General features: G+C 50.4%; 19 protein-coding genes and 1 pseudogene. 10 read left to right on the top strand and 10 right to left on the bottom strand.

Going from position 1 to position 23396, the window contains the following annotated elements; translation table 11 throughout:
• Positions 1–21 precede the first annotated feature (21 nt).
• From BMW71_RS21885 to BMW71_RS21875, 4 genes are all read left to right on the top strand, one after another.
• A complete protein-coding gene (locus BMW71_RS21885; RefSeq protein ID WP_092178669.1) occupies positions 22–705 on the top strand; it encodes a helix-turn-helix domain-containing protein in 684 nt (227 codons plus the stop codon).
• A 535-nt stretch (positions 706–1240) separates the two neighbouring features.
• Positions 1241–1693, top strand: a complete 453-nt coding sequence (locus BMW71_RS21880) for a nuclear transport factor 2 family protein (RefSeq protein ID WP_092178668.1) — start codon at positions 1241–1243, stop codon at positions 1691–1693.
• Positions 1694–2038: 345 nt separating this feature from the next.
• The gene (locus tag BMW71_RS23795; RefSeq protein ID WP_177179731.1) at positions 2039–2203 is read left to right on the top strand and encodes a hypothetical protein; all 165 of its coding nucleotides are present in this window, start codon (positions 2039–2041) and stop codon (positions 2201–2203) included.
• A 578-nt stretch (positions 2204–2781) separates the two neighbouring features.
• Entirely contained in the window at positions 2782–3186 is a 405-nt protein-coding gene (locus BMW71_RS21875) for a nuclear transport factor 2-like protein (protein WP_092178667.1), read from the top strand.
• Between the two features lie 285 nt (positions 3187–3471).
• On the opposite strand, the gene BMW71_RS21865 is transcribed toward BMW71_RS21875, so the two are convergent.
• From BMW71_RS21865 to katG, 5 genes and pseudogenes are all read right to left on the bottom strand, one after another.
• Positions 3472–5949, bottom strand: coding sequence for a TonB-dependent receptor domain-containing protein (locus BMW71_RS21865; RefSeq protein ID WP_244891275.1), 2478 nt, complete (start codon positions 5947–5949; stop codon positions 3472–3474).
• Positions 5933–7219, bottom strand: a complete 1287-nt coding sequence (locus BMW71_RS21860; RefSeq protein ID WP_244891274.1) for an HTTM domain-containing protein — start codon at positions 7217–7219, stop codon at positions 5933–5935. Before BMW71_RS21860 ends, BMW71_RS21865 begins: the two co-directional genes overlap by 17 nt.
• 102 nt (positions 7220–7321) lie before the next feature.
• The gene (locus tag BMW71_RS21855; protein ID WP_092178664.1) at positions 7322–8425 is read right to left on the bottom strand and encodes an imelysin family protein; all 1104 of its coding nucleotides are present in this window, start codon (positions 8423–8425) and stop codon (positions 7322–7324) included.
• 83 nt (positions 8426–8508) lie between these two features.
• The gene (locus BMW71_RS21850) at positions 8509–9657 is read right to left on the bottom strand and encodes a hypothetical protein (protein WP_092178663.1); all 1149 of its coding nucleotides are present in this window, start codon (positions 9655–9657) and stop codon (positions 8509–8511) included.
• A 356-nt stretch (positions 9658–10013) separates the two neighbouring features.
• Positions 10014–12222, bottom strand: a pseudogene (gene katG, locus BMW71_RS21845) (catalase/peroxidase HPI).
• 647 nt (positions 12223–12869) lie between these two features.
• On the opposite strand from katG, the gene BMW71_RS21840 reads away from it, so the two are divergent.
• A complete protein-coding gene (locus BMW71_RS21840) occupies positions 12870–14426 on the top strand; it encodes an arylsulfatase (RefSeq protein WP_244891273.1) in 1557 nt (518 codons plus the stop codon).
• Positions 14427–14439: 13 nt separating this feature from the next.
• Here the strand turns inward: BMW71_RS21840 and BMW71_RS21835 are convergent, their stop codons facing one another.
• From BMW71_RS21835 to rfbA, 4 genes are all read right to left on the bottom strand, one after another.
• The gene (locus tag BMW71_RS21835; RefSeq protein WP_177179730.1) at positions 14440–16239 is read right to left on the bottom strand and encodes a sialidase family protein; all 1800 of its coding nucleotides are present in this window, start codon (positions 16237–16239) and stop codon (positions 14440–14442) included.
• Positions 16240–16268: 29 nt separating this feature from the next.
• Positions 16269–16580: a hypothetical protein gene (locus BMW71_RS21830; RefSeq protein WP_143057729.1), complete on the bottom strand. Its 312-nt coding sequence runs from the start codon at positions 16578–16580 to the stop codon at positions 16269–16271.
• Positions 16581–16658: 78 nt separating this feature from the next.
• Positions 16659–17018 (bottom strand): response regulator, encoded by a 360-nt coding sequence (locus BMW71_RS21825; RefSeq protein ID WP_092178660.1) that lies wholly within the window; start codon positions 17016–17018, stop codon positions 16659–16661.
• A 179-nt stretch (positions 17019–17197) separates the two neighbouring features.
• Positions 17198–18073, bottom strand: a complete 876-nt coding sequence (rfbA, locus tag BMW71_RS21820; protein ID WP_092178659.1) for a glucose-1-phosphate thymidylyltransferase RfbA — start codon at positions 18071–18073, stop codon at positions 17198–17200.
• A 264-nt stretch (positions 18074–18337) separates the two neighbouring features.
• Here rfbA and BMW71_RS21815 point away from each other — a divergent pair, with 264 nt between their 5' ends.
• Together BMW71_RS21815 and BMW71_RS21810 are read left to right on the top strand one after the other, a co-directional pair.
• Positions 18338–19057, top strand: a complete 720-nt coding sequence (locus tag BMW71_RS21815; RefSeq protein WP_092178658.1) for a hypothetical protein — start codon at positions 18338–18340, stop codon at positions 19055–19057.
• Between the two features lie 77 nt (positions 19058–19134).
• Positions 19135–20151: a pirin family protein gene (locus tag BMW71_RS21810; protein ID WP_092178657.1), complete on the top strand. Its 1017-nt coding sequence runs from the start codon at positions 19135–19137 to the stop codon at positions 20149–20151.
• Between the two features lie 44 nt (positions 20152–20195).
• Here the strand turns inward: BMW71_RS21810 and BMW71_RS21805 are convergent, their stop codons facing one another.
• Positions 20196–21065 carry a sugar phosphate isomerase/epimerase family protein gene (locus BMW71_RS21805; protein ID WP_244891272.1) on the bottom strand — a complete coding sequence of 290 codons (870 nt, stop codon included), beginning with the start codon at positions 21063–21065 and terminating at the stop codon, positions 20196–20198.
• 190 nt (positions 21066–21255) lie between these two features.
• Between BMW71_RS21805 and ppgK the strand changes: the two genes are divergently transcribed.
• Genes ppgK through BMW71_RS21785 form a run of 3 tightly spaced genes read left to right on the top strand, consistent with a single transcriptional unit; the run spans position 21256 to position 23392 of the window.
• The gene (gene ppgK / locus BMW71_RS21795; protein ID WP_092178655.1) at positions 21256–22002 is read left to right on the top strand and encodes a polyphosphate--glucose phosphotransferase; all 747 of its coding nucleotides are present in this window, start codon (positions 21256–21258) and stop codon (positions 22000–22002) included.
• 6 nt (positions 22003–22008) lie between these two features.
• On the top strand, positions 22009–23025 hold the full coding sequence (locus tag BMW71_RS21790) for a phosphotriesterase family protein (RefSeq protein WP_244891271.1): 1017 nt from the start codon (positions 22009–22011) through the stop codon (positions 23023–23025).
• Between the two features lie 40 nt (positions 23026–23065).
• Positions 23066–23392: a hypothetical protein gene (locus BMW71_RS21785; RefSeq protein WP_092178653.1), complete on the top strand. Its 327-nt coding sequence runs from the start codon at positions 23066–23068 to the stop codon at positions 23390–23392.
• The last annotated feature ends 4 nt before the right edge of the window (positions 23393–23396 follow it).

The raw sequence follows: 23396 nt of genomic DNA, 5'->3' as shown, positions 1-23396 counted from the left end.
CCTCCCTCCGGATAGATTGGCTTGGTTTTTAATTACGCCGACCCCTGTTGGGCGTACCAAACCGAAGACCAAAAAGAACAAGTCCCCCTGATCTTTGCCTCCGGACAGTTTACGGCAAATTACCACCTGCAGGTAAACGGAAAAATAGGGATGATTGGCGCAGTCCTGCACCCCGCTTCCTTGTATAATATTTTTGGGTTCCCCATGCCTGAACTGGTCAACCGACGCATGGACCTGGCAAAGGTCCTGGGTGAGAGCATTCAGGCAACGCATCGCTCCCTAAAAGGCAGCTGCGACCCTGAGAAAAAGGTTTTGATTTTGGAAACTTTTTTGGAAACGTTCCTATCTGCAGCCAAATCAAAACTCAGTATCATCGACGAAGCGATTGACTTTATTCATACAAAGGCGGGGATGGTTTCCATTGAGGAAGTACTACGCCAATTTTCTGTAAGCAGACGGTACCTGGAAAAACGGTTTTTGGAAAAAGTAGGCATTTCTCCCAAGCTGTACGCGCGAATCAAACGATTTAGCTACTTATCCAATACCGTAGCCAATCGGGAAAAAATTGACTGGCAGGACATAGTAGCTGCAAACGGTTTCCATGACCAGTCCCATTTGATAAAAGATTATAAAACGTTCAACCACATGAACCCTTCCGACTACCACCAAAAACACCGGGAATTGATTCGCTATTTGGACAAATAGTACGAAAGGGCTGTCTTAGGTACAACGGAGACCGGTTTCAACAGGACAGGGGTTAGCAAGAAAGCCCCTCGCCGGTAAAGCTGGTTTTGAAAGTACACATGGATTGATTGTACCTTCCGTTGGCGTAGCTACCACCCACATGCCTTCCCGAAGACATTGGATGAAAATGCCTTTTTTGCTGGTGGAACATCTGTCGCAATTTTTGGAACATTTGACCTAATTTCTTCCCACATCATTCATTATGTTTGTTTTGATCCTTCACCGGCAGGCATACCCCTTGAAAGTAGGCACGCAGAAAGGAGTGCAAGGTACCAAACCCAATCTTTAACCGATAAATAAAAACAGCGATGCGGAAAACCTTTGCCGGAAAAAAGCAATTCCCCGTGATTGGCAATCGCCACACACATTTTTACACGTATGGCAATGCTGGTTGATGTAAATTTGATCAAAAGCATTCGGAGAAAGCACTCCATTGCCCGAAACTAAATCACTACTTCATTAACCCATCCATAACTCACCAACAACGAACAAAAGGATGAAAGCAACAACAAAAACAAGTAAAGCGAATCAGGAAATTCTCGTTAAAAAAGGGATCTGCACGGACTTTTTTTCAGCGTATCAAGACATGGAAGCAGACCGGATGCTCGGCCTGTGCAGGCCTGATGGAAAGGTTTCATTTATCCCGCTGGGCAGCGGATTTAGCGGGAAAATCAAAGAGGTCGGAATGGGTGTTTGGTCCGCGCTTATGGATTCTTTTCCAGATTTAGACAATACGGTTATTGATCAGCAATACAACATGGCCGAAAACGAAGTGACCTGTACGGTAGAGATTTTCGGAACACAGGAAAAGGACTTTGCAGGACTACCAAGCCAGGGGAAATTCTTTGTTTCGGAGCACATCTTCATTTTCCGTTTTAATGAACAAAACAAAATTGAGGAAATAAAAGTGTTCTGGGACCACGAACATTTCGTGGAACAGCTTTGCTGACATACCCCTAACACTGCTGCACCAGCAATCCATTACCTACTTCTTTGAGATAGCGATGCCCATAGTAATGGAAACAATACTCCTGCACGCTTGAACCGCTCCAAACGGACCGCTACTACCGTCGATACCATCCAAGAAAGTGAATACCGATGCATCCCGCCAAAAAAAACCGAACCTTATGCGGTCTCGTGGAAACCGACCGTACCTGGAAACCACGCGCATTCGGCCTTACTACCAATTTTCCGAACGGATGCGATACACTAAGAAACGTAACGCCTGTAATAGCGTCGCTGCCAACCTTGCTCCACCCTATTACACTACCAATCCCTACCAAATGCACTACCCATGAAAAAATTCCGTATTTCAACCACCATTACTCTTTCCAGTACCTGTTATAGTTTGGCTCAAGGCACCAACAACCCGGGAGTACTGAAACTAAAAAAGGACACCAGCTTGACAAACCGCTTCCTGCTCCGGAGAAGAGACCGCAATATGGAAATGCTCGACTAACCGGTGAAGAAAAGGTTTCAGCAACCTGGGAGTTTCTCGACAACGTGTAAGCAAACCGATGCTGCGCAAACCCAAGATACGGCAATTCCTCCCTTTACGGAAAAAAATACGGGCGGCCACAGCCTTCCTACAGACGCTACCGGCCCCGGTATCCCTGTGGGATCTGCACAAAATAGCAACCCATCGGAAGAACAGGCAAAAGCAGTAAACAAGGTTCGCTGGAACAGGTGTTTTCACCTTCCGCTCAGGCAGCGTTTCTCCTTGCCCGCGGGAAATAGCCTTATTAGCCAAAAACAATGGTGGAAAACTCCCAGGACATTCACCCTGGCAGTAACGGGCAACACGGATTGGATGTAGGCCCTTGGGCTTGCTGGGCCAACATGTTGTCAAAAGCAGAACTACCCCGCAGCCATACGTTTCGGGGTAGCCTGTTGAATTGTACCATTACTTCGTTTGCATGCGAACAGAAATGGGTGCAAGAAACAGGTAATCGTGGGCAAGCTTGAGGGATACAAACAAAGCAAACCATTCCTGCTGAAAACTAAACAATCGCCAATACCATCTAAACAAATCCAGTCATGAAAAATGCACTCCTTGAACAAAACAGAAAAAAACTGCTAAAAAAAGCCGCCGAGGCGTACTTCGACGGCTTGCGGACAAAATCCTTTTCCCTGATTCCCTTTAGTGATGATATCATCTTTCGTGCGCCAATCGCTCCAGGGGGCGTTCATGAGCCGATCGTAGGGGTTCTCAACGTCTACGAACAGTGGTGGCTTCCCCTGGAACCGCTGCTGGAGGGTATATCCGTTACTGTCTTGGATCATTTCTACAACGAAGAGCAAACTTCCATCATTAGCAGGGTAGATATTACACTAAGGTTTTCGGACATCAACTTACGGGTGGCCGACCGCTTTCAAATCGATGATGCAGGTAACATCACCGAACAGGAAAACCATTTCGACGCCAGTCCACTCAGGAGGTAGTCCGGTCATTGGAATTCGGCCTCTTGCACCACCGAATTCACAGCTGTTACAATGAGAAAAATAGGTTATTTGTAGATTAAAAATCCAGGTACTCGTGGGGCCTGGCTTTTTTTATCCCTTCCCGGGTGCCTGCAAAAAAAACGATTAAACCAGGCCCGATCCTTCCGAAACTGCCTGGAAAACGTGAGGAGGAACAGCTTAATCCGGTTTGCCCCATACCCGAAACGGACCTGTGCCTGTTGCGGGAAGCAACCCTGCTGAATCAATTGTGCCACCGATTGCAGGTCAAAAGTTCATTTCCAGCGTTGCATAGAAACCACGGCCATCTGCAGCGATAATGCCCGGTCCCGGATAGGCATCTGCGCGCCGGGTAAAGTACTGCTCATCAAAGAGGTTGTTGACACTGACTTCAAGTGCAAGCGACTTCCACCGGTAAATGGCAGAAATATCTGCCACGGCATAGGAAGGAATCAGCCCTTCCACCGCCGTAGCCGTTCGAACGGCATTCGAGGCATCGGAAAAATGAGCATCCACGTAGGAATACTGGGCCGAGACGGAAAGTCCCTTGTAACGTGCGGTACTTCCCAGTTTTACCGTTACCGGAGGTACCATCTCTACGTTTTTATTGCGAATGGCCGCATCCTGGGTGCGGATGTACCGGGCGTCTATCAGGGAGAAGTTACCGAATAGCGTCCATTTTATCCGCTCGCTATCTTTTCCCAGTAGATTGAGTAGGGAAACTTCGCCAAATGCCTCCAGCCCCATATTCCGGGCATCCGCAATATTGGTACGGTACCGGTAGTCGTTAAATAGCACCGAATCGGTACGAAGTACCTGGCCGATTTTGCCAAAGTACCGCAGGTAAAACAAGGTGACTTCGTAGGTATACCGATCGCTCTTACTACCCTTTACCCCCAAATCGGCAGTATACCCCTGCTCGTCGGTAATCGCAGGATCCACCCGTAAATTCGGGTTGTTAATGCGCAAATCGGTAAAATTAATTGCCCGGTAATTCTGCGAAATATTCGCGTAGAACTCCACGGATTCGCTTTGCCGGTAACTCGAGCCCAGCCCAAAGAGCAGAAAACTGCGCCGGCGCTCCAATTCCTCGTCAAAACGGTTTTCTACCAGGACATTACCTGCCCCGTCAAACACGTATTGTTTGTAATAGCCATCTGCATAGGTTTGGATGTTTTCCAGACGGACACCAGGGGTCAGGCTAAATTTCGGGCTGAAATTGATGATATTTTCAGCAAACAGGGCGTAGTTGCGGTTGGGGAAAACGTAGTCCGAATCCTCCAAATCATTCGGGTTCAGGTACCGGAAATCCGCGTCCGCGCCCCGGCTTCCCCAGCCTTGTTTGGCAGTGGTGGTACCGTGATAAGCGCGTGTTCCGACCAGAAAGGTCTGGGTCTCCTTCCCCATGCGGTACCAATGCAACAACCGGGTTTCGTTACCGAAATTCCGAAAATCGCCCGCAATCAGCGTCCGTTCCTCACCAAAGTCGGCGACGTTGATGCGCTCCAGGTTGCCGACGGATTGGCGGGAGGCCAGCAAGGCGAAATTACGCGTATTGAGCTTCGTCCGATCGGAAAAATTATAGGTAAATGCCAGGGCGGCAAGGTTCCAGTCCACATTAAACCAATTTCGGTCCCGAAAGGAGCGACGGGGATTTTCCTCAAACTGCCGATCGGTCAGGCCACCCGCTTGCTGGGTGAGGTAGGTCATCTTGGTAAGCTCCAGGCTGGCCGATAGTTTTTCGCTAAAAGTATAGTCCAGGGAGGTATAGAAATTGTGCGCCGTAAATCCGGAATTGGGACGGTACCCATCTCCGCGTTTGTGCTGGTAAAAGGTGTAATAGCGGAGGTTTCCTACCGTACCCTCCAGGCTATTGAACGATCCGAAGTACCCCCAGGAACCCGCGGATTGGCGGCTGGTTAGGCGTATTTTGGCATCTTCGGTTCCCCGGCGAAAGCGAAAATTAAGCATGCCGCCAAACTGCGTACCGTATTGCAGGGAAGCGGCACCCCGTACGATTTCGATTCGCTCCAGGGCCTCCACTGGAGGCGTATAGTAGGACTCCGGATAACCCAGGGCATCCGCTGAAATGTCGTAGCCGTTCTGCCGTACATTAAAATTCGAGGTACGGTTGGGACTTAGTCCCCGGCCACCAATCCCGAGCTGCAACCCGGTTTGGTCGCTTTCCCAGATATTGAGTCCGGTAATCCGCGAATATACCTGCCTTGCGTTGTTGGTGGCGGTATTGGCAACCATTTCTTTGAGTACGATGACTTCACTTTTGCGACCGTCGTAGACACCAAAATTCTCCACGGAGGCCAAACGGGCGGCAGCAAAACTTTCTGCCCTGCTTCCATCCACCTGAACGTCCTCGAGCTCGTTTTCAATATCCGCCAACACAAATTCCAAACCCTCTGTATCCCGATCGACAATAAGCGTTTGTTCGGCCATCTTTTTGCCCAGGCAAAACGCCACCAGCGTCTGTTCCCCTGCCGGTATACCCTCCAGCCGAAAACTCCCCACTGCATCCACTGAAACCCCCAGACTGCTGCCGCGAACCACCACTTTGGGCGTACCCATACAGGCCTCCCCCACGATGCGAACGGTCCCGGAAAGAGTAAAAGTCTGGGCCCGAACCTGAAAAGACAGGGCTACCCCAGCCAATAGCATCAACAGGGGAAGCAACGACCTGGCTACTCCTTTTCGTTTCTTTATTGTCTTATATTCGTTACTGCGATAGGGCATTTTCTGCATTGTTTTCAAAGGGTACTATCCAGGTTTTGGGTCGAAAGGAATCGGTTTCCTTCATTAGGTCAACGGTTGGGTCGATGAGTAAACGGCTCGGACGCGCGTTGAGGGTGACATAGACTTCCGCGCGCACCTGCGGGCCCTGAACCCCTTGCTCGGCATAGTGTGTACCGAGAAAATGGGCAAATTGTAGAATCATATCCGGCTGCATGGCCATTTGTTTTTCCTGATGGGGGTTTAAAAATTCCCGGTTATCGACGACGCCCTCCCGGCCTGTTTGGCTATCCTTGACATAAAATGTGGCGGTACCCGCTTTCTCCATGAGCATGACGCGCCAGCCAAACCGGTACCCTTGTTCCGTCCAGAATACATTCCCCTCGTACAGCAGGTACCGCCAGGGAAAAATCAGCTGGAAAGCGAAGTGAAGCAGCAAAACGGCGGCCAGTACGCGCTCTCTGGGCCGGATCGGAGCTTTTGGGGCAAGGGCGAGTTGTGGACGCGTGTCAAAATCAAAGAAAATCAGGGTACCTCCCATCATCACCAGCGGGAAAATTCCAATCTGAAAGAGCAGCCCCGTAAGGGAATGAAAGGCAATAACCGTGAGGTAGGCCCAAATTCGGGTAGGCTTATAGAGCAGGAAAAACACGATGAGGCAATCGTACAGCATCCCAAACCAGGAAAAAATATAGGGCGTCACCGACCAGGCGAAAAGGGGACCCAGTACCGGCACGGTATCGTGCGCAGGAAGCCAGATTTTCAGCGGCAATGCCAGAACGAGCCAATCGTAGTTGATTTTGGCAAGTCCTGCATAGATATAAACGATGGCGATCTGAAACTTAAAAACGACCAAAACCCAGCGGGGAATGCGTGCTTCCCGGTCCCACAGGGACGGAGGCGAGGGCACGATGCAGAGCAGGGCACACACAATACTTACATAGTAGTAATGATTGAGGTAGTAGGTGAGGTCGATAAGTTCGGTATACGTAAAGGTTAGGAACAAGGTCAGCGCCGAAAGCCGGTACAGCCACCGCGTCCCAAGCATTACACCAAAAGCCGCCAGCAGCATCACCCAGTGGATCGCATAAAGGATCTCCGCCGAGAAGGGTTCCACCCATCCAAAACCCCAATAATGAAAGTGAACGATCGGATCGGAATAATGGTCTTCGATCCAGCCCAGCCACATAAAGCGTGCGGCACCAAAGGCCATTAGCAGACCAAAAACCCCCCGAAAGACAGAAAAGGGAGTCGCTCGAACGCGCTCCCTCAATTTGTTTGAGAGGACTTCTATGCGTATAGAAGCCAGGAAATTAGCAAGGAAAGTACCTGTCAGCACAAGAAGCAATCAATTGACATTTCGAATTTTTTTCCCTTAGTCTCCATCCCCACTACTGAACGTAATGGAAATCCCTAGCAGGGAGGACATATCGCTTTTGTAAAAGCGGGTCTGTTTCTGGAGTTCCGTATGGAGTCGATCGGCAGGTTCCGGTGCTAGCTGAATTTGCTCCGAGAGGGGTGGGGAATCCGGCAACGCTTCCAGTGCAGCCTTTACCGCTGTCATCTGTGCCTCGGTGGCCTCAATAAGCGCCGCCCCTCCTTCCACCGATTGCAGGTACTCCCAGAATCCGGGGCCATTTTGCCCCTGCCCGCCGCGTCCTTGCCAGATCCGCTCAATGGCCTGCAGGTGTTCCTTCAGCATGGCAGCAGAGGTGCCCGAATACCGGGCTTCTACCAACTGCGGTTCTGCTTGGGTTTGGCCTGGTCTCCTGCCGAGTGGCAAACCCAGTTTGAAATTTTTCGCGCTTTCAAAGCTTTTTACAAATTCATTATACAGCATGGAGGTACTGCTTCCCACATCCGTACCCCGATTTTGGATAAATTCGGAAGCATAGCCGCTGTTCCATGCCGAAAGCACCTCGGTCACCCGTCTTTCAATATCGGCCACAGCGCCTAGTAGGAAGTCTTTCCTGTTTTGGGAGGCAAAGGCTTCTACCACGGTTGCATTCGAATTTCCTGTTTCAAAAATCAGGTATTCCACCGCCAGAAAACCCCGGGCATCCCGGTTAAAATCATTGAAATTGGCTGTGCCTGTAATGGCGTTTTCGATTTTTTCCTCAGAGACGGGAAAGGTGCCTACTTCCTCTAGCAAGGACCTGCGGATACCCTCTTCTCCCGCTGGGCCGAAGTTGTAGGCATTGGCGTATTGCCAGGAGGAATACGCTGCCTCCCAGGCAGCTTGTAAGGACTGCAGGGAATTCATATCGGGATTTTGTGTAAAGCTCTCGGCACTGCTTTCCAGGGCACCAACGCGCGTCTGCAAGTCGGTGTAGGCAGGGATAATCAGGTTCTCAGCCATGTTTTCCAACATCTCGCCTCGATCGAAGCTATTCTGTATCGGTGTCTCACCCTCTTCACAAGCGAAGAAACCAACCAATAATGCCAGGAGCAGAGCGGTTGAGTAGAATCGTCGGTTCATAATTTATTTTTGATTTTGACTACGTGGGAACTCAAAAACGACTCACCAAAGAAAAAGTTTGGTGAGTCGTATCCTGGGACAGCCTAGCGCCCTTGTTCGCTAACCCAGTTTTTCTTGAAATCTTCGATATCCTGGGTGCTAAATTCATACAACGTCTGCAGCTGATCAATCACTTGCGTGAGCTTTGGCAATTCATTTACAGGGTCGGTTGCAAATTTGTAAGCGCTCGCAACTCCGTCCTGCGGTGCATTCAACAATACCAGCAATTGATCGATTTGCGCATCGCTAATTCGCTTGTCTGCCTGGGGAATGGTCCGCCAGCCGTGCAAAAAGCCAACCGCTTCACCATAAGAATGCAAGGCTGAGCCCACATCATCGGGAGATGGATTGGTTGCGCTCAACTTACTAATCGCTGAGTGGCAGTAATTGATGATCGTGGCCGCGTTGGCCTTTTCCCAAAGTAACTTCACTTCTGCGATGGCCTCGTCTTTTTCTGCCTGGTACTCCTGACCTGCCGCAGTAGCAGCCTGCAATTTCAGGAAAGCCGCTTTCATTTGGGAATACAAGCCGTTGCCGTCATTTTTGTCGCGACGTGCAGCGTAATTGGCCATGAAGCGGTCCCGTACATCCGAAGCAACGTTGGAAGAACCCGAGTTAGAAAAAGCGGGGGTAGCACCAAAAATAGCAAGTGTCTGATCTACTTGCTCGCCAGTCATTTGGGGAGACAGCAGCGTAGTAGCGTGGTTGTACAGGGCCGCACCAAACAAGCCTTTTTCTACCAGTTGCTCCAGTTCCAGGCCATTTTCGTCAAACAGATAGCCGCCTAGCGTACCGCCCTGTCCCACGGGTTCACCTGGCGTATACACCGTACCGCCACTTGCCTTTGCCAATTCATCCAACCAACCGTCGGCACCAGTGATTCGATCGGCATAATAGGTAGTGGTAACGGTCTCAACACTTGGATTTCCCGCTTCATACAGGCTCTCCAGTGTTGCTAAGGTAACCGTTTGACCTTGACGACCGCGCTGCATTTCGGTGGTCAGTAACGAAAGCTGGGTCAATACCGCTGCTTGTGTGCCAGTGGAGGTGGAAAAATTCGAGCCGTCATAGGTGGTAGGTAGCTGTAAGTCCGGACGAATGGGATCGTCCCCATTGTCACACGAAAAACAGGCAAGCCCCAGTATAAAAAGGGCAGAAAGCATTAGGTAACGATTATCAAACAAAATTTTCATTCAGTACTAATTTAAATGGTTTATCTACAATATTGGTTTCGGTTTCGAAAACGCCTCCCTGCGTTTTCTGATGACAAATATATAAAAGTTTTGTTTATTTAAACTAATTCTAAATAAAAATCAGAAAAAAGTAAGTGCCTGGATGCTGCACGATAGCCAATGCTTCGTCCCTGGCAAAAGCCGCCCTCGGACCTAGCGCCTATCTCTTCGAAGACGGCTGAAAAAACAGAACCGGGGAATTATCGTCGGAGACGCCTCGCTGGGATCGGACGCAACAAAAAAAAGCCAGATCCGTGGATCTGGCTTAATTCATGGCTGTCATGCCTGCTTTCCTAACCGGAAAACCTGCAGAGAGTTTATTGATAAATCAGGTCAAATCGGTCGAGTTTCATCACCTTGTCCCAGGCAGCAACGAAGTCGGAGACAAATTTTTCTTTGGACGTTTCGCTGGCGTATACCTCGGCCAGGGCACGCAACTCGGAGTTGGATCCGAATATCAGGTCTGCCCGGGTAGCGGTCCACTTCGGTTCTCCGGTAGCCCGGTCCCTTCCTTCAAAGGTTTCTTTGCTCTCGGAGCTGGCCTTCCATTCGGTCCCTATGTCCAGAAGGTGCACAAAAAACTCATTGGTAAGGGTCGCTTTCTTATCGGAGAAAATCCCGTGCCCGGATCCATCGTAGTTCGCGTTAAGCGCACGCATGCCGCCCACCAATACCGTCATTTCAGGAGCGGTTAGGGTGAGTAGTTGGGCCTTGTCTAGCAACAACTCTTCCGTAGAAATGGTGTATTGGGTTTTCAGGTAATTGCGAAAGCCATCCGCCATGGGCTCCAGCAGGTCAAAGGACGCCACATCGGTTTGTTCCTGGGTAGCCAGCATTGGCAGCAGCTTGTTCCACGGCAGCATTGCCTCCCAACACGATCAGGTCGGCCATGGATACTTTCCTATTTCCGGCGTTTTCGTTGAATTCGGTTTGGATGGTTTCAAGCACTCCCAATACTTTTGCCAATTGCTCCGGGTTGTTGACTTCCCAATCTTTTTGTGGAGCCAAACGGATACGTGCGCCATTGGCGCCGCCTCTTCTATCCGAGCCCCGATAGGTGGATGCCGAGGCCCAGGCAGTGCTGACCAGCTCGCTAATTGACAATCCGGAATTTAACAAACGCGTCTTTAATGCGCCAATGTCTTGGGTGTTGATCAGGGGATGGTTTACGGCTGGGATAGGATCTTGCGTCGGTGCTTCCGGACCCAGATACGCCGTTTTGGGGCCCATATCACGGTGGGTAAGTTTAAACCAGGCGCGTGCAAAGGCATCGTTGAATTTCTCCGGATTTTCGTAAAAACCCTTGGAAATTTTCTCGTAAACCGGATCAAATCGTAGGGATAAATCGGTAGTTAGCATGGTGGGCTTGTGCTTTTTTTCCGGATCAAAGGCATCCGGAACCATCATTTTCGGGTCTTTGGCTACCCACTGATGGGCGCCAGCAGGGCTTTTGGTCAACTCCCACTCGTTTTCGAACAGGTTAAAAAAGAACAAATGACTCCATTTAGCCGGAGTAGAGGTCCAGATTACTTCCAACCCGGAAGTAATCGCATCGGCTCCCTTACCCGACTTGTACGTGCTTTTCCATCCCAGGCCTTGTGCTTCGATATCGGCGGCCTCGGGCTCCGGCCCGACATGGGAGGCGTCTCCAGCGCCGTGGGTCTTGCCCAGCGTGTGTCCGCCGGCTATCAGGGCGACGGTTTCTTCGTCGTTCATGCCCATCCTTCCGAATGTTTCGCGAATGTCGTGGGCCGCCAGTACCGGGTCCGGATTGCCATTGGGCCCTTCCGGATTTACATAGATAAGTCCCATTTGTACTGCTGCCAGGGGATTTTCCAATTCCCGCTCGCCAGAATAGCGTTTTTCATCACCAAGCCATTTACCTTCTGCACCCCGATATACGTCCAACTCCGGTTCGTATACGTCTTCTCTCCCACCGGCAAAGCCGAAGGTCTTGAAGCCCATGGATTCCAGTGCAACGTTGCCGGTAAGGACCATCAAATCCGCCCAGGAAATCTTATCTCCGTATTTTTGTTTGATGGGCCACAATAAGCGCCTTGCTTTGTCGAGATTGGCATTGTCCGGCCAGCTATTTAGGGGAGCAAACCGCTGTTGTACGGAACGGGAGCCCCCGCGACCATCGCCGGTCCGATAGGTACCTGCACTATGCCAGGCCATGCGGATAAACAACCCCCCATAATGCCCGTAATCCGCCGGCTACCAATCCTGCGATTCGGTCATCACCGCCTCTATATCCTTTTTCAAAGCCTGATAATCCAGGCTGGTAAAGGCTGCCGCGTAATTGAATGATTCCCCCATCGGATTGGATAGGGAAGAATTTTGGCGAAGAATACTCAGATTCAACTGATTCGGCCACCAGTCGCTGTTACTGGTTGCAATGCGGTTGGAATTACTCTTTTGGGTTGCCCCGGAATACCCATCGGCTTCCGGCTCACTCGTGCGTTGACATCCTGAAAAAAGTGCTCCAATGATCAGAAGCCAACTAAAAACGATCGATTTTTTCATGCTTTTTTTACCAGTTATTTTATGAATAGCGTATCAAAGACAATTTCTATCGGTTAATAATTATCATTGATTTTTTCAATATATGTTCGAAGAAATCAATCATTCTATTTGGCTTTTCATCCGATAATAAAATAAACATCGGTCAACCTATTTGTTATTAGTAGCTTAAACCAAACATCCGAGAAAAATGCAGTGGATCCTTCACCGGAAGGCAGCGTGCCAAAAAAGCAAAAGGGCGCAACCTTGCGTAAAACGATATACCGATTTGGTCAAGTGCCCCAGCCTCGCAAAAAGGGCTTACAAGGATACCCTCATGCTCCCGCAGCATCTGCCTCCTAATTGATCTGGCTACGCCTGGGGCCTGCCACCAAATGGGAATAGGCGAATTCCACAGATTCCGGGCGGCTGCCATATTTTTCTGGAGCGCAGTCGCTTGTTCCCCGTTTACAGGAAAAAAGGGGCGTAAAATGGTAGGGTATCGGCTTCATTTCCTGTTATTTCCTTAAGGCAACGGGATGGATGGCCCCTGGCCTGGTTTTTTTGTGCGATCTCTTTTTTCCGTTGTGTTCCAGAAAATGGGCTCATTTACGGGAAAATTCAATAATTATTCCGTTTTTTAGGAGATTTCACTGGTTTCCCGGCACGAAATGCGTTCACATACTGTGGGTGTGGAAACTCCGATCCGGTTTGCCAGCAGGTTGACCGGCTCGACTGGAATCGCGGAACCAAGGACGGGACAATCCTTTCCTCAATCGCCTTATTCAAACAAATACAACCCTATGCCGCTCTTCCCATTCACACGTGCCCTGCCTTCGCCGCTACCATTGCTCATTGCTACAGTAGGAGTGTGGCTAGCTACCCTGGTGTCCACCGAGGCCCGGCAATCCGTCAAAGCAGCCCGGCCCAATATCGTATTCATCATGGCCGATGATTTGGGCTATGGGGATACCGGCCCGTACGGGCAGAAACACATTGAAACACCCCATATCGACGCCCTTGCGGCAGAGGGAATCCGTTTTACGCAGGCCTATGCTGGAGGGCCGGTCTGCACCTCCTCCAGGAGCGTGTTGATGACAGGCCTACACAACGGCCATACGGTTGCCCGGGATAATGTACCGCATTACCCAACCTACTTGCGCTCAGGAGATATCACCTTGGCACAGGTGCTAAAAGACGCCGGCTACCAAACAGGAGGCGTGGGCAAGTGGTCCCTTGGCGATGCCCGGACAGCCGGGCGAGCAACGGCGATGGGCTTTGATACCTGGACCGGGTACCTGAATCAAGACCATGCCCACTATTATTTCCCCAGCTATCTGGATCACGACGAACGGAAAATCCACCTGCTGGATAACCCCATTCTGAGAAATCACTACAGCCATGATATCCTGACCAACGCTGCGCTCAATTTTATTCGGCAGGCAGCGGATTCACCCTTCTTTTTGTACGCAGCGTATACCTTGCCGCATTTTTCGGCAACCGAGGAGGACGAGCACGGATTGACAGTCCCTTCCACCAGCCCTTACGCAGAAAAAGACTGGCCGGAGCGAGCCAAAAAATACGCCGCCATGATTCACCGACTGGACAAAGACGTTGGGAAAATCATTGCGCTCCTCGAGGCCCTGGGAATCCGGGAGAACACCCTGATCATTTTCACCTCCGATAATGGTGGACACAGCGCTACCTGGAAAGGATTTAAAACCAATGGCATGCTGAAGGGCTTCAAGAGGGACTTGTACGAGGGAGGCATCCGGGTCCCCTTTATCGCCTCCTGGCCCGGCCAGATTCCCGCAGGACGGGAATCGACGGCGATCCTGGCATTTCAAGACATGCTTCCCACCTTTGCAGCCCTAGCCGGTGCACCCCTACCGGAAAGACTGGATGGGCAATCCCAGGTCGAGGCGCTAAGGGGCAAGCAGCTTCCCCACAGTGACCGGGTACTGTACTGGGATTTCGGCCATACCCGCGAGCGGTACGACCAGGCAATCCGGATGGGTGACTGGAAAGGCATTCGGAGAGGAAAAAATCAGCCGATCGAACTCTACGACCTGTCTACCGATCCGGCGGAAACGAATAATCTGGCCGGAAAACACCCCGAGTTGGTGGATAAAATCGGGCAACTGATGGAATCGGAAGTAACTCCTTCTCCCCGGTATCCGGTCGGAGAACGGTACCGGGGAGGGGCCATTTGGAAAAAGGACTGGTAGGCGTACGCCCGGTTTACTCCGCGGACAGGGCCTGTCCTTGTGCACGCATGGCCTCCGAGACCGAAAGGGGTCTTTTGTAGATTTTCACCGCCCGAACCACTCCGGAATTGACTGCCCAACGTTCGGGTAAGCGGATGGTTCCCAGGTCGGGATCGTACCGGGTCCAGCCGTATTGCCGGCTTTCCCCACCGTCACCCAGGACGCCATCGAGCAAAACTTGAATCACCTTTGGTCCATTGTCGACGAGAAAGGAAAGGCGATGCGACGAACCGATGGCTAATTGACCTGGGTCCGAAGTCCAACTGCCTTTCTTGCCCCCAGCCATGAGGCTTAGTTGCACCTGCCGGTAGCCGACCGATTCCACCAGAACCCCGTCGCCATTCTCCACCCGCATATCAAGCAGCACCTGCCCGGGCTTCAAGGAAGAAAACACCAACTCCATCTCGAGGGCAAAACCTCCACGAGGATTCCCGGCCTCCAAAAGGGGCCCCTCCCGATCGAAGTCACCGGATTTCAGTTGGATCACCCCCTGACCAGCGAGGAACTGCTTCGTAAAATCGGCTACCGGCGCGGGCAGTTCCGGGCCAGTCCCCGGATCGAGTTGAGACCAGAGCCCCTCCAGCAACGCTGCGTCCACGGGTATCAATCTACCACTCGCCTTATTCGTAGTGGTGACCCAATACTCCCCGTCCTGTTCGATCAGATCCGGGTAACTGTAGCGTCCCGTATCGTACGACAAGTCCTCCCCGTAAATAAAAATCTCGGGCTGGGACCAGTGTATCCTTCCGTCTTTCTCAATACCTCCGGCAATCCAGGCGGGATTGCGGTCCGAAAAATCATCCCCACTGTGGTCGTGGTACCAGAGCAGGTACTTACCGTTGTCGCATTTCCAGATCCGGGGGCAGGCACGGGGATTTTTTATTTTCCGGCCGTCGGCATACCTGGCAACCTCCGGCAAGGACCAGCTTTTACCGCGGTCCCGGCTGTAGGCATCCGCTGCGTATCCCATGCGTGTCCGATACATGCTGTACAAGTCGCCGTTGTTCAAGGATACGACGTTTTGTTCTTCCTGTACCGAGCCGAAGGCGGGATTTCGAAGTCCCTCTTCTCCCTCGGGCAGTAGTTTCCAGTGCAATTTCTCCACCTCACGCTCGGTGGCAATGTTTTCACTCCAAACGAACCAGCCCTCTCCCTGGTCAAGCATGTATTTCCCCAATTTGGTGAAGGCAAACAGCATACCTCCGGCATAGGAAATCGGCTTGCCGATTCCCCACATAATTTGCACGTCTCCTCCCCAATCGTTGCCACGGTCCACATTGGTTTTTCGTATTGGCAATCGATACCGTTTTGACCAGGTCTGCCCACCATCATCGGAATACTTGTAGCAGTACCAACCCAGCATGTCGTTTCGGATAGACTTTCCGTTTAGGGTAGTCACTTCCTCGCCGTTGTAGATGTAGAAGGCATAGACCCGCCCAAAATCCGTCTGATAGGGCATGACCCAAGAGGCTGCTGGGCCGGAAGCCGGTTCGATGGCTACAGGTTCAGACCAGCTGGCCCCCTGGTTTGTAGACCGGGAAGCGACCACGTGCTGCCCGATTTCCCCCTCATGCAGGGTTCCCGTGGTGAACACACAGAGCCAGCTTTCGTCAGGTAAGACCACTACATAGGGCTGGTCGATGTATCCGCTGGCATAGATAGACTTTCCATTGGCAAAATCCCGCCAATCGCTTTTCTGCGCACGGACAGATTCGGTCGACAAAAACATCAGAAAGCAAACAAAGAAGCCCGGTACAGCGATTGGAAGTTGCATGATCAGCAAGGGGTACAGTTGAAACGGATTTACACCACTAAATGTAAAATTTTCTCCGGAAATCCCATGGAGATGCATTCCATTATTTTTACCAGTTTGCCAGTTCTTTTTGGGTAAGGCAGGTCAAAACTCCGTTTGAAGGCAGCTACTTCACCCGGATTGTACGGGCTAAGCGAAAAAAACCATGGCAGGACGCGAAAACTAATTCCCGGTAGCCGGCAAACATCCCGGGCAGGTTCGGATTTCAGGCCGGCCACTGCTTGCTCCCCATCCTGAGCGCGAACCCCTGCTACCACGAGGAGGGCGGGATGCCAGTTCCCAGCCAATCTGGGGTTAGCCAAAAAAACATAGGTCCCGGACAGAGTCTGGGACCTATGCGCTTTCGATCAAAAATTAATCTTAAACCCTACAAAAAGACGTTAGTTCCGAAATATTTCCGGAATGCTTTCCGGCACCGATAGCTTGGAAAGAAATTTTTTCACTTTACGATTGCTACTCGCTTTTTCAAGGTCTCGCTCATCCAGGGACCCACTTAATATGTATACCTCAGATTCTTTATCTTCCGGAGTAAACTGCTCCAAAAAATCCCAGCCATTCATGTGAGGCATGACCAGATCCAAAAAAAGGTAACGGGGTCGGATTTCCTGAACCCGTTGCAGTGCTTCCGCAGCCGAATCAAAGGTGTGGATCCGATAGGGACCGTGCATGCTTTTACGAATAAACTTTTCCGTAACAAACGTACTCACCATGTCGTCATCAACCAAAACAATATCCACCATCGAACTACATTTATTATGATTCAAAAAACATATTACCTATTGCAAACATAAGACAAAAAAACATACCCCGCAAGGGAAAAACGTTTTTTATCATTTTTTTTGCTTTTCAAAGCATGTTTAATGCATTTAGAAAATTAGAAAGGATGTGTTTCTTCCGGAATGGCTAAAAAACGATGCGTTTAAAAATTCAAATTTTGACTTACCAGTTTTTTGAGGTATTCGCCGTAGCCACTTTTTCCCAATTTTTCCGCGGACTTTATCAGTTCTTCCTGGTTGATAAACCCGTTTCGGAAGGCGATTTCTTCGATGCAGCCGATTTTCAATCCCTGCCGTTCCTCAATGACTTCAACGAATTGTGCCGCCTGCAATAGGGATTGGTGGGTACCGGTATCCAGCCATGCCGTACCCCTGTTCAGGATCCCTACCTTGAGTTTTCCTTTTTTCAGGTACACATTATTGATATCGGTTATTTCCAGCTCTCCCCTGCTGCTTGGTTGAATATTTCTTGCAATTTCCACCACCTCGTTGTCGTAGAAATACAATCCGGGAACCGCAAAGTTAGACTTCGGCGCTGTGGGCTTCTCCTCAATGCTCAGCACCTTGTACTGACTGTCAAATTCCACCACCCCGTAGCGCTGCGGATCGTTTACGTGGTAGGCAAATACCACCCCTCCGTCCGGGTCGGTATGGTTTTTAAGCGTACTGTACAGACCAGTACCGTAGAAAATGTTGTCTCCCAAAATCAGCGCTACCTTATCCTCGCCGATAAATTTTTCTCCGATGATAAAGGCCTGAGCCAGGCCCTCGGGTTTTGGTTGAATCGCAAACTGGAAATCACAGCCCACCTGACTCCCGTCTCCCAGCAATTTACGGAATGCCTCGTGGTCTTCGGGCGTGGTGATGATTAAAATTTCCCGGATACCCGCCATCATCAAGACTGAGAGCGGGTAATAAATCATGGGTTTGTCGTAAACGGGCATGAGCTGTTTGCTCACTGCAATCGTCAGGGGATAGAGGCGGGTGCCTGAACCCCCGGCTAAAATAATTCCTTTCATAAAAACAATGCGTTAGTCAAAATACATACAAAACTGACCGAATGGGCCAAACAAAAATACTACGGGCAACAACCAAAGGAAAACTAAAATGCGCTTGCTTGCATACCTATTCCAAAGTTTAGTTGCACCTAAAATAGGTAATATTTCTTATCTGTTGAAATTTCCTATCTATTTCCATGAATTTTTTGTAGCTAAGATTCAACTTCTCCGCAAGAAATGATACTTTTAACCGTTACTAGATGAACCAAACCGCGTAGGCCTAACATGAAAAAACTACTCTCCGTAATTTCGCTGCTTCTACTTGCCGCCCCGCTGCTTCCCCTGAGGGTATCCGGTCAAAACTTTTACAAAGAGAAAATATCCAGAAACCAATACGTACAGGCAGGATTGGGGCTCGGCGCCATGTATTCAGACAATTCGGGTAGGTTTCGGGGCCTGGATGTCAAGATAGGCCCTGCTGCTTCGGTTGCCTACGGTAGAAAACTCCATCCACACCTCGACCTGCGAGGTTACCTGGGCTACCAACGTACACAAAGTCAGGATCGGGACTACTTCACCCCGCAAACCATCGCTAGCTGGGAGGCAAACGGACAGGCAATTGAAAGCAAAAACAACCTGATCTTTTTAGACCTGATGCCTACCCTGCAACTCTTCAGCTCCGAAAACCACACCCAACGAAAACGGCTTAATGCGTACCTGGGTGCAGGCCTGGGCTTGCTGCTCAACTTAAACGAGGAAACCCGAATCGAAGGCAATGAAACCTCTAGCAGCAACCACAGCCGGATCGTTGGGTACGTACCGGTGCGCGGCGGCCTCAGCTACAAGCTTAACTTATATACCGATATCGCTTTGGAAGGGTCTCTTTTTCTTACGTTCTCGGATGAACTGGATGGTAACGTAGGCTTTAACCAATTTAATGATTATCCCGTATCCGGGCAACTGGTCTTCAGACGGTATATCAATCCACTCAGAGGAGTGGATTAATCCTGCCATTTCTTTCCGGGAACTTTTACGCAGCGTTTATCCTTTTTACATGTATATACATGTAAATTAATCCGACTATGACTGCAACATTAAAAGCAATTCATGCGCTGGGGTTTCACTGGCAAACGCAGGATCCCTTTTTATTCTGTGCCCACCATCAGGACGCCTATCCCGAAGGAAAGCCCGACTTATCCCCCGTATCCGGTCTGAGTAGCAGGAAAATCGGACAGGACTTTTCCGGCAAAGACGGATGGAGCATGTACCATGGAAGCAAGGTCCCTGGTTTTCCCGCACACCCACACAAAGGCTTTGAAACCGTCACCATTGTGGAAAAAGGATTGGTTGACCACTCCGATTCGCTGGGTGCCGCTGGCAGGTTTGGCAATGGGGACGTGCAATGGATGACCGCCGGTAGAGGCGTCATGCATTCGGAGATGTTCCCCCTACTCGACGAAAAAAAGAAAAACGAACTGCACCTCTTTCAAATCTGGCTCAACCTGCCGCAGGCGAAAAAGCAAGTACCGGCGCATTTCAAGATGATGTGGAAAGAAGAGATTCCGGTGGCCGTCGTCAGAGACGAACTGGGAAAGCAAACACAGTTCAAGTTGATCGCCGGAAAACTGGCTGAGCAGCAGGCACTGGCAGCAGCCCCCGATTCCTACGCAGCCGATCCCGAAAACGAGGTGGCCATATGGCTGATCAACGCCGAAGCCGGAGCAACGTTTACGCTGCCTGCAGTCGGGGAAGGCACCGATAGAAGTTTGTTTTTCTACGCGGGAGAGCGCATCGAAATTGCCGGGATGCCCATTTCCGAGAAGCACTCGGTTGATTTTGGAGAACAGGCGTCCGTAACGGTAAGAACCGGTGCACAACCGGGTTATTTCCTTTACCTGCAGGGAAAACCCATACGGGAAAAAGTGGTTCAGCACGGGCCTTTTGTCATGAATAGCAATCAGGAGATACAAGATGCTGTGCACGAGTTTCAGCGCACCCAGTTTGGGGGCTGGCCCTGGTCGAGCCACGAACACACCCATCCCCGGGAGCGGGGGCGATTTGCCATCCATGCGGACGGGCGGGAAGAAATCAAAGACTGACTCAAAAAACCGGCGAAAAACTTCGCCGGTTTCCTTTTTTTTCATCAGCGCACGTAAGCGGCTTCGTTTAGGTAGTCGTAACTCATCTCCACGCTTTTGATCGGAGCGTGATTGTAGCGCTCTACCTCCACATAGTAGCCTTTCATCCCTTGTGCATAGGCTGCGTCAAAAATTGGCCCAAAATTCATGGTGCCACTTTGACCAATTTCCTCTTCGTCTTTGATGTGCAAAAGGGGAAACCTACCCGCGTATTTTTTCAGGTAGGCGACCGGGTCCTTGCCTGCCTTGGTTGCCCAATACACGTCGAGTTCCATGCAAAAAAGATCCGGATCGGTATTTTCTAGCATGAAGTCATACATCACCTGACCCTCTATTTCATCAAACTCCCTGGAATGGTTGTGAAACCCAAATTGCAAGTCGTTTGCATTGGCAATCGCACCGATTTCGTTGTAATAATTGCACCATTTTTCCAACTCCTGCAAGCTGTCAGGTTTGGGCATAGAGGGCTTGATCAGAAAACTTGCTCCGACTGCTGCGTGCGCTGCGGCCGCCGCTTTCCACCAATCCAAGGCTTCTCCATGTTTTGCTCCCGAGAAATCCCTGGGACCGCCCACATGGGCGCTTTGCATGGACATACCGAGGTCGGCAATCATTTTCCTGATTTCTTCCGGCGCGTACCCGTAAATGGTGCCCTCCGAATAGTTTGCCGCTTCCAGATGGGTAAAGCCTATAGCGGCCACTTGCTGCAAAATTCCGGAAACGTTGCCGTCGATATCCGCTCGTAAGGAATACAGTTGCAGTCCAATCTGTTTTTGTGCGGGAGCCGCCTGAAGCCAATGGGCACCGGTGGCAGTGGCCAGACCAAGCATGCCTAGCTTTTTAATAAAGGATCTTCTGTGTTGGGTTACTTCCATGAAAAAAGGTTTGTTAAGGTATACAATCGCTTACGCATGCTATGCGGGAATAAAGCTAGGAAGAATTTTAGTTTTATGGAATGATTCGGTTTGTTTTCGTATTTTCGCTACGGCGAAGAACGTATTCAGGCTAATTTTTGCTAACTTGATTTGCCGAAATAAATTTTTGTTGGAAAGTAAAGGTATTTGAATGGAAGTATTAGGATTGGATATAGGAGGATCCGGAATCAAGGCAGCCCCGGTAAATATCGAAACAGGGGAGTTGACAGCAGAGCGGTTCAGGGTCCCTACTCCCAGACCTACCAAACCAGAAAGCGTCGCGGAAGCCGTCCAAACACTGGTCAATCATTTTGCATGGGAAGGTCCCATCGGCTGTGGGTTCCCCACGGTGGTAGCCAACGGGCGATGCATGACCAAAAGCAACATCCATAAAAGCTGGGTAGGGGTTCAGGTCGATCAGTTGCTTGCCGAAAAAACCGGTCTTCCAGTAGTCGTGATAAACGATGCCGACGCGGCGGGCCTTGCCGAAATGACATTCGGTGCAGGCAGAGGACAGATGGGGTTGGTCGTTACCGTCACCATCGGTACGGGACTGGGTACGGGGGTTTTTTACAACGGACAACTGATTCCTAACTTCGAGCTGGGCCGCATCTATTACAAAAACGGAGAAATCATCGAGTTTTTTGCCGCCGATTCCGCGCGAAAGAAAGAGAACCTCAGCTACAAAACCTGGGGGAAACGCTTCAATAAATTCTTAAAACATACCGTTCGAATCATTTCTCCGGACCTGTTTATTTTGGGTGGTGGAGCCAGCAAAAAGCTGGACAAATTCGAGAATGAAATCACGGTGGAGGTTCCGGTCATCGCCGCCGAAAATAAAAACGAAGCGGGAATCATCGGAGCGGCCGTGGCAGCCCATTTGAAATTAAACGCCTAAATGACGATGAAAAGCTTTCGCTGTCTTTTGTTCCTGACGGTACTATCCAGCGGACTGCTACCCGGTTACGGACAGGTACCGGAAATCATGACGGTACGGGGCCCACTGCCTGCCGAACAAATGGGCCGAAGTCTGATTCACGAGCATTTGCTGGTAGACTTTATTGGTGCGGCCGAAATCACCGATTCCCGCTGGGACCGAAAAGAAGTAGTACAACAAGTTCTTCCCTATGTGGAAGCATTGCCGGAAATGGCTATTCGAACCCTGGTTTCTTGCACCCCGGCTTACCTGGGAAGAGATCCCGAATTGCTCCGCGAACTTTCGAAACGGACGGGGGTGCATATACTGACCAATACTGGGTACTACGGTGCAGTAGACAACAAGTTTTTGCCGGCCCATGCCTTTTCCTCCACCGCCGAGACGCTGGCCGCCATCTGGACCGACGAATGGGAGAACGGGATCGGGGAAACGGGTATCAAACCCGGATTTATCAAAATTGGTGTGAACAGTGGCCCCCTGTCGGACTTGCATCGAAAACTGATTGCCGCTGCTGGAATAACCCACAAACGAACGGGCTTGACCATCGCTTCCCATACCGGTCCATTTTTACCCGCAAAACAGCAGGTGGACCTATTGAAAGCGAGCGGAGTGCACCCCACCGCCTTTATCTGGGTGCATGCACAGAACGAACCCCTACTGGAAAACTATTCCCTTCTTGCACAGGAGGGCGCTTGGATTAGCCTGGATGGGATACAGCCCTCCAACCTGGAAGACTACCTGAAAAGATTGGTTTATTTAAAAGAGGAAGGTTGGCTCCAGCAAGTGCTAATTTCCCACGACGCAGGCTGGTACCGACCCGGTGAACCGGACGGAGGAGAGTTTCGGGATTTCTCCACCATCGGCACGCAGTTCGTACCCCTGCTGCTGCAAAACGGATTTTCGGAAGAAGAAATTGATCTGTTACTGGTAAAAAACCCGGCCCGGGCTTTTGCCATTGAAAAACGATTACTTACTGGTGAATAAACAGATTACTTAACGTATAACCCCAAAGAAAACGTTACCTATGGATTTGAATGAATTGAAATACGGTCCAGGTTTCACGATGATGAAACTACCGCTGTATGGATGCGTGCTTTTGTGGATGCAACCTTTCGTCGAAAAAATGTCTGAGGAGGAATTTTTTCACTTTATCGGCACCATCAAACGAGACGGGCTGACAGCCGAGCAAAAAGCATCCATAAAGGAACGACGAAAATCGCACCCAAATGTCATGCCTCCGGAATTTGGTGCTTATCTGAACATCACCCTAGATTGTATCATTCAGGAAAATGTGGGAAAATTCGAACGCCTGGGCTATCGACTGAACCACGATCAGATTTCCATTGATTGATCAA

Source organism: Cyclobacterium xiamenense (genome assembly GCF_900109255.1).
Taxonomy (GTDB): Bacteria; Bacteroidota; Bacteroidia; order Cytophagales; family Cyclobacteriaceae; genus Cyclobacterium; species Cyclobacterium xiamenense.
Note: the sequence above shows the minus strand (reverse complement) of the source record. Positions and strands in the feature narration are given on the sequence as shown.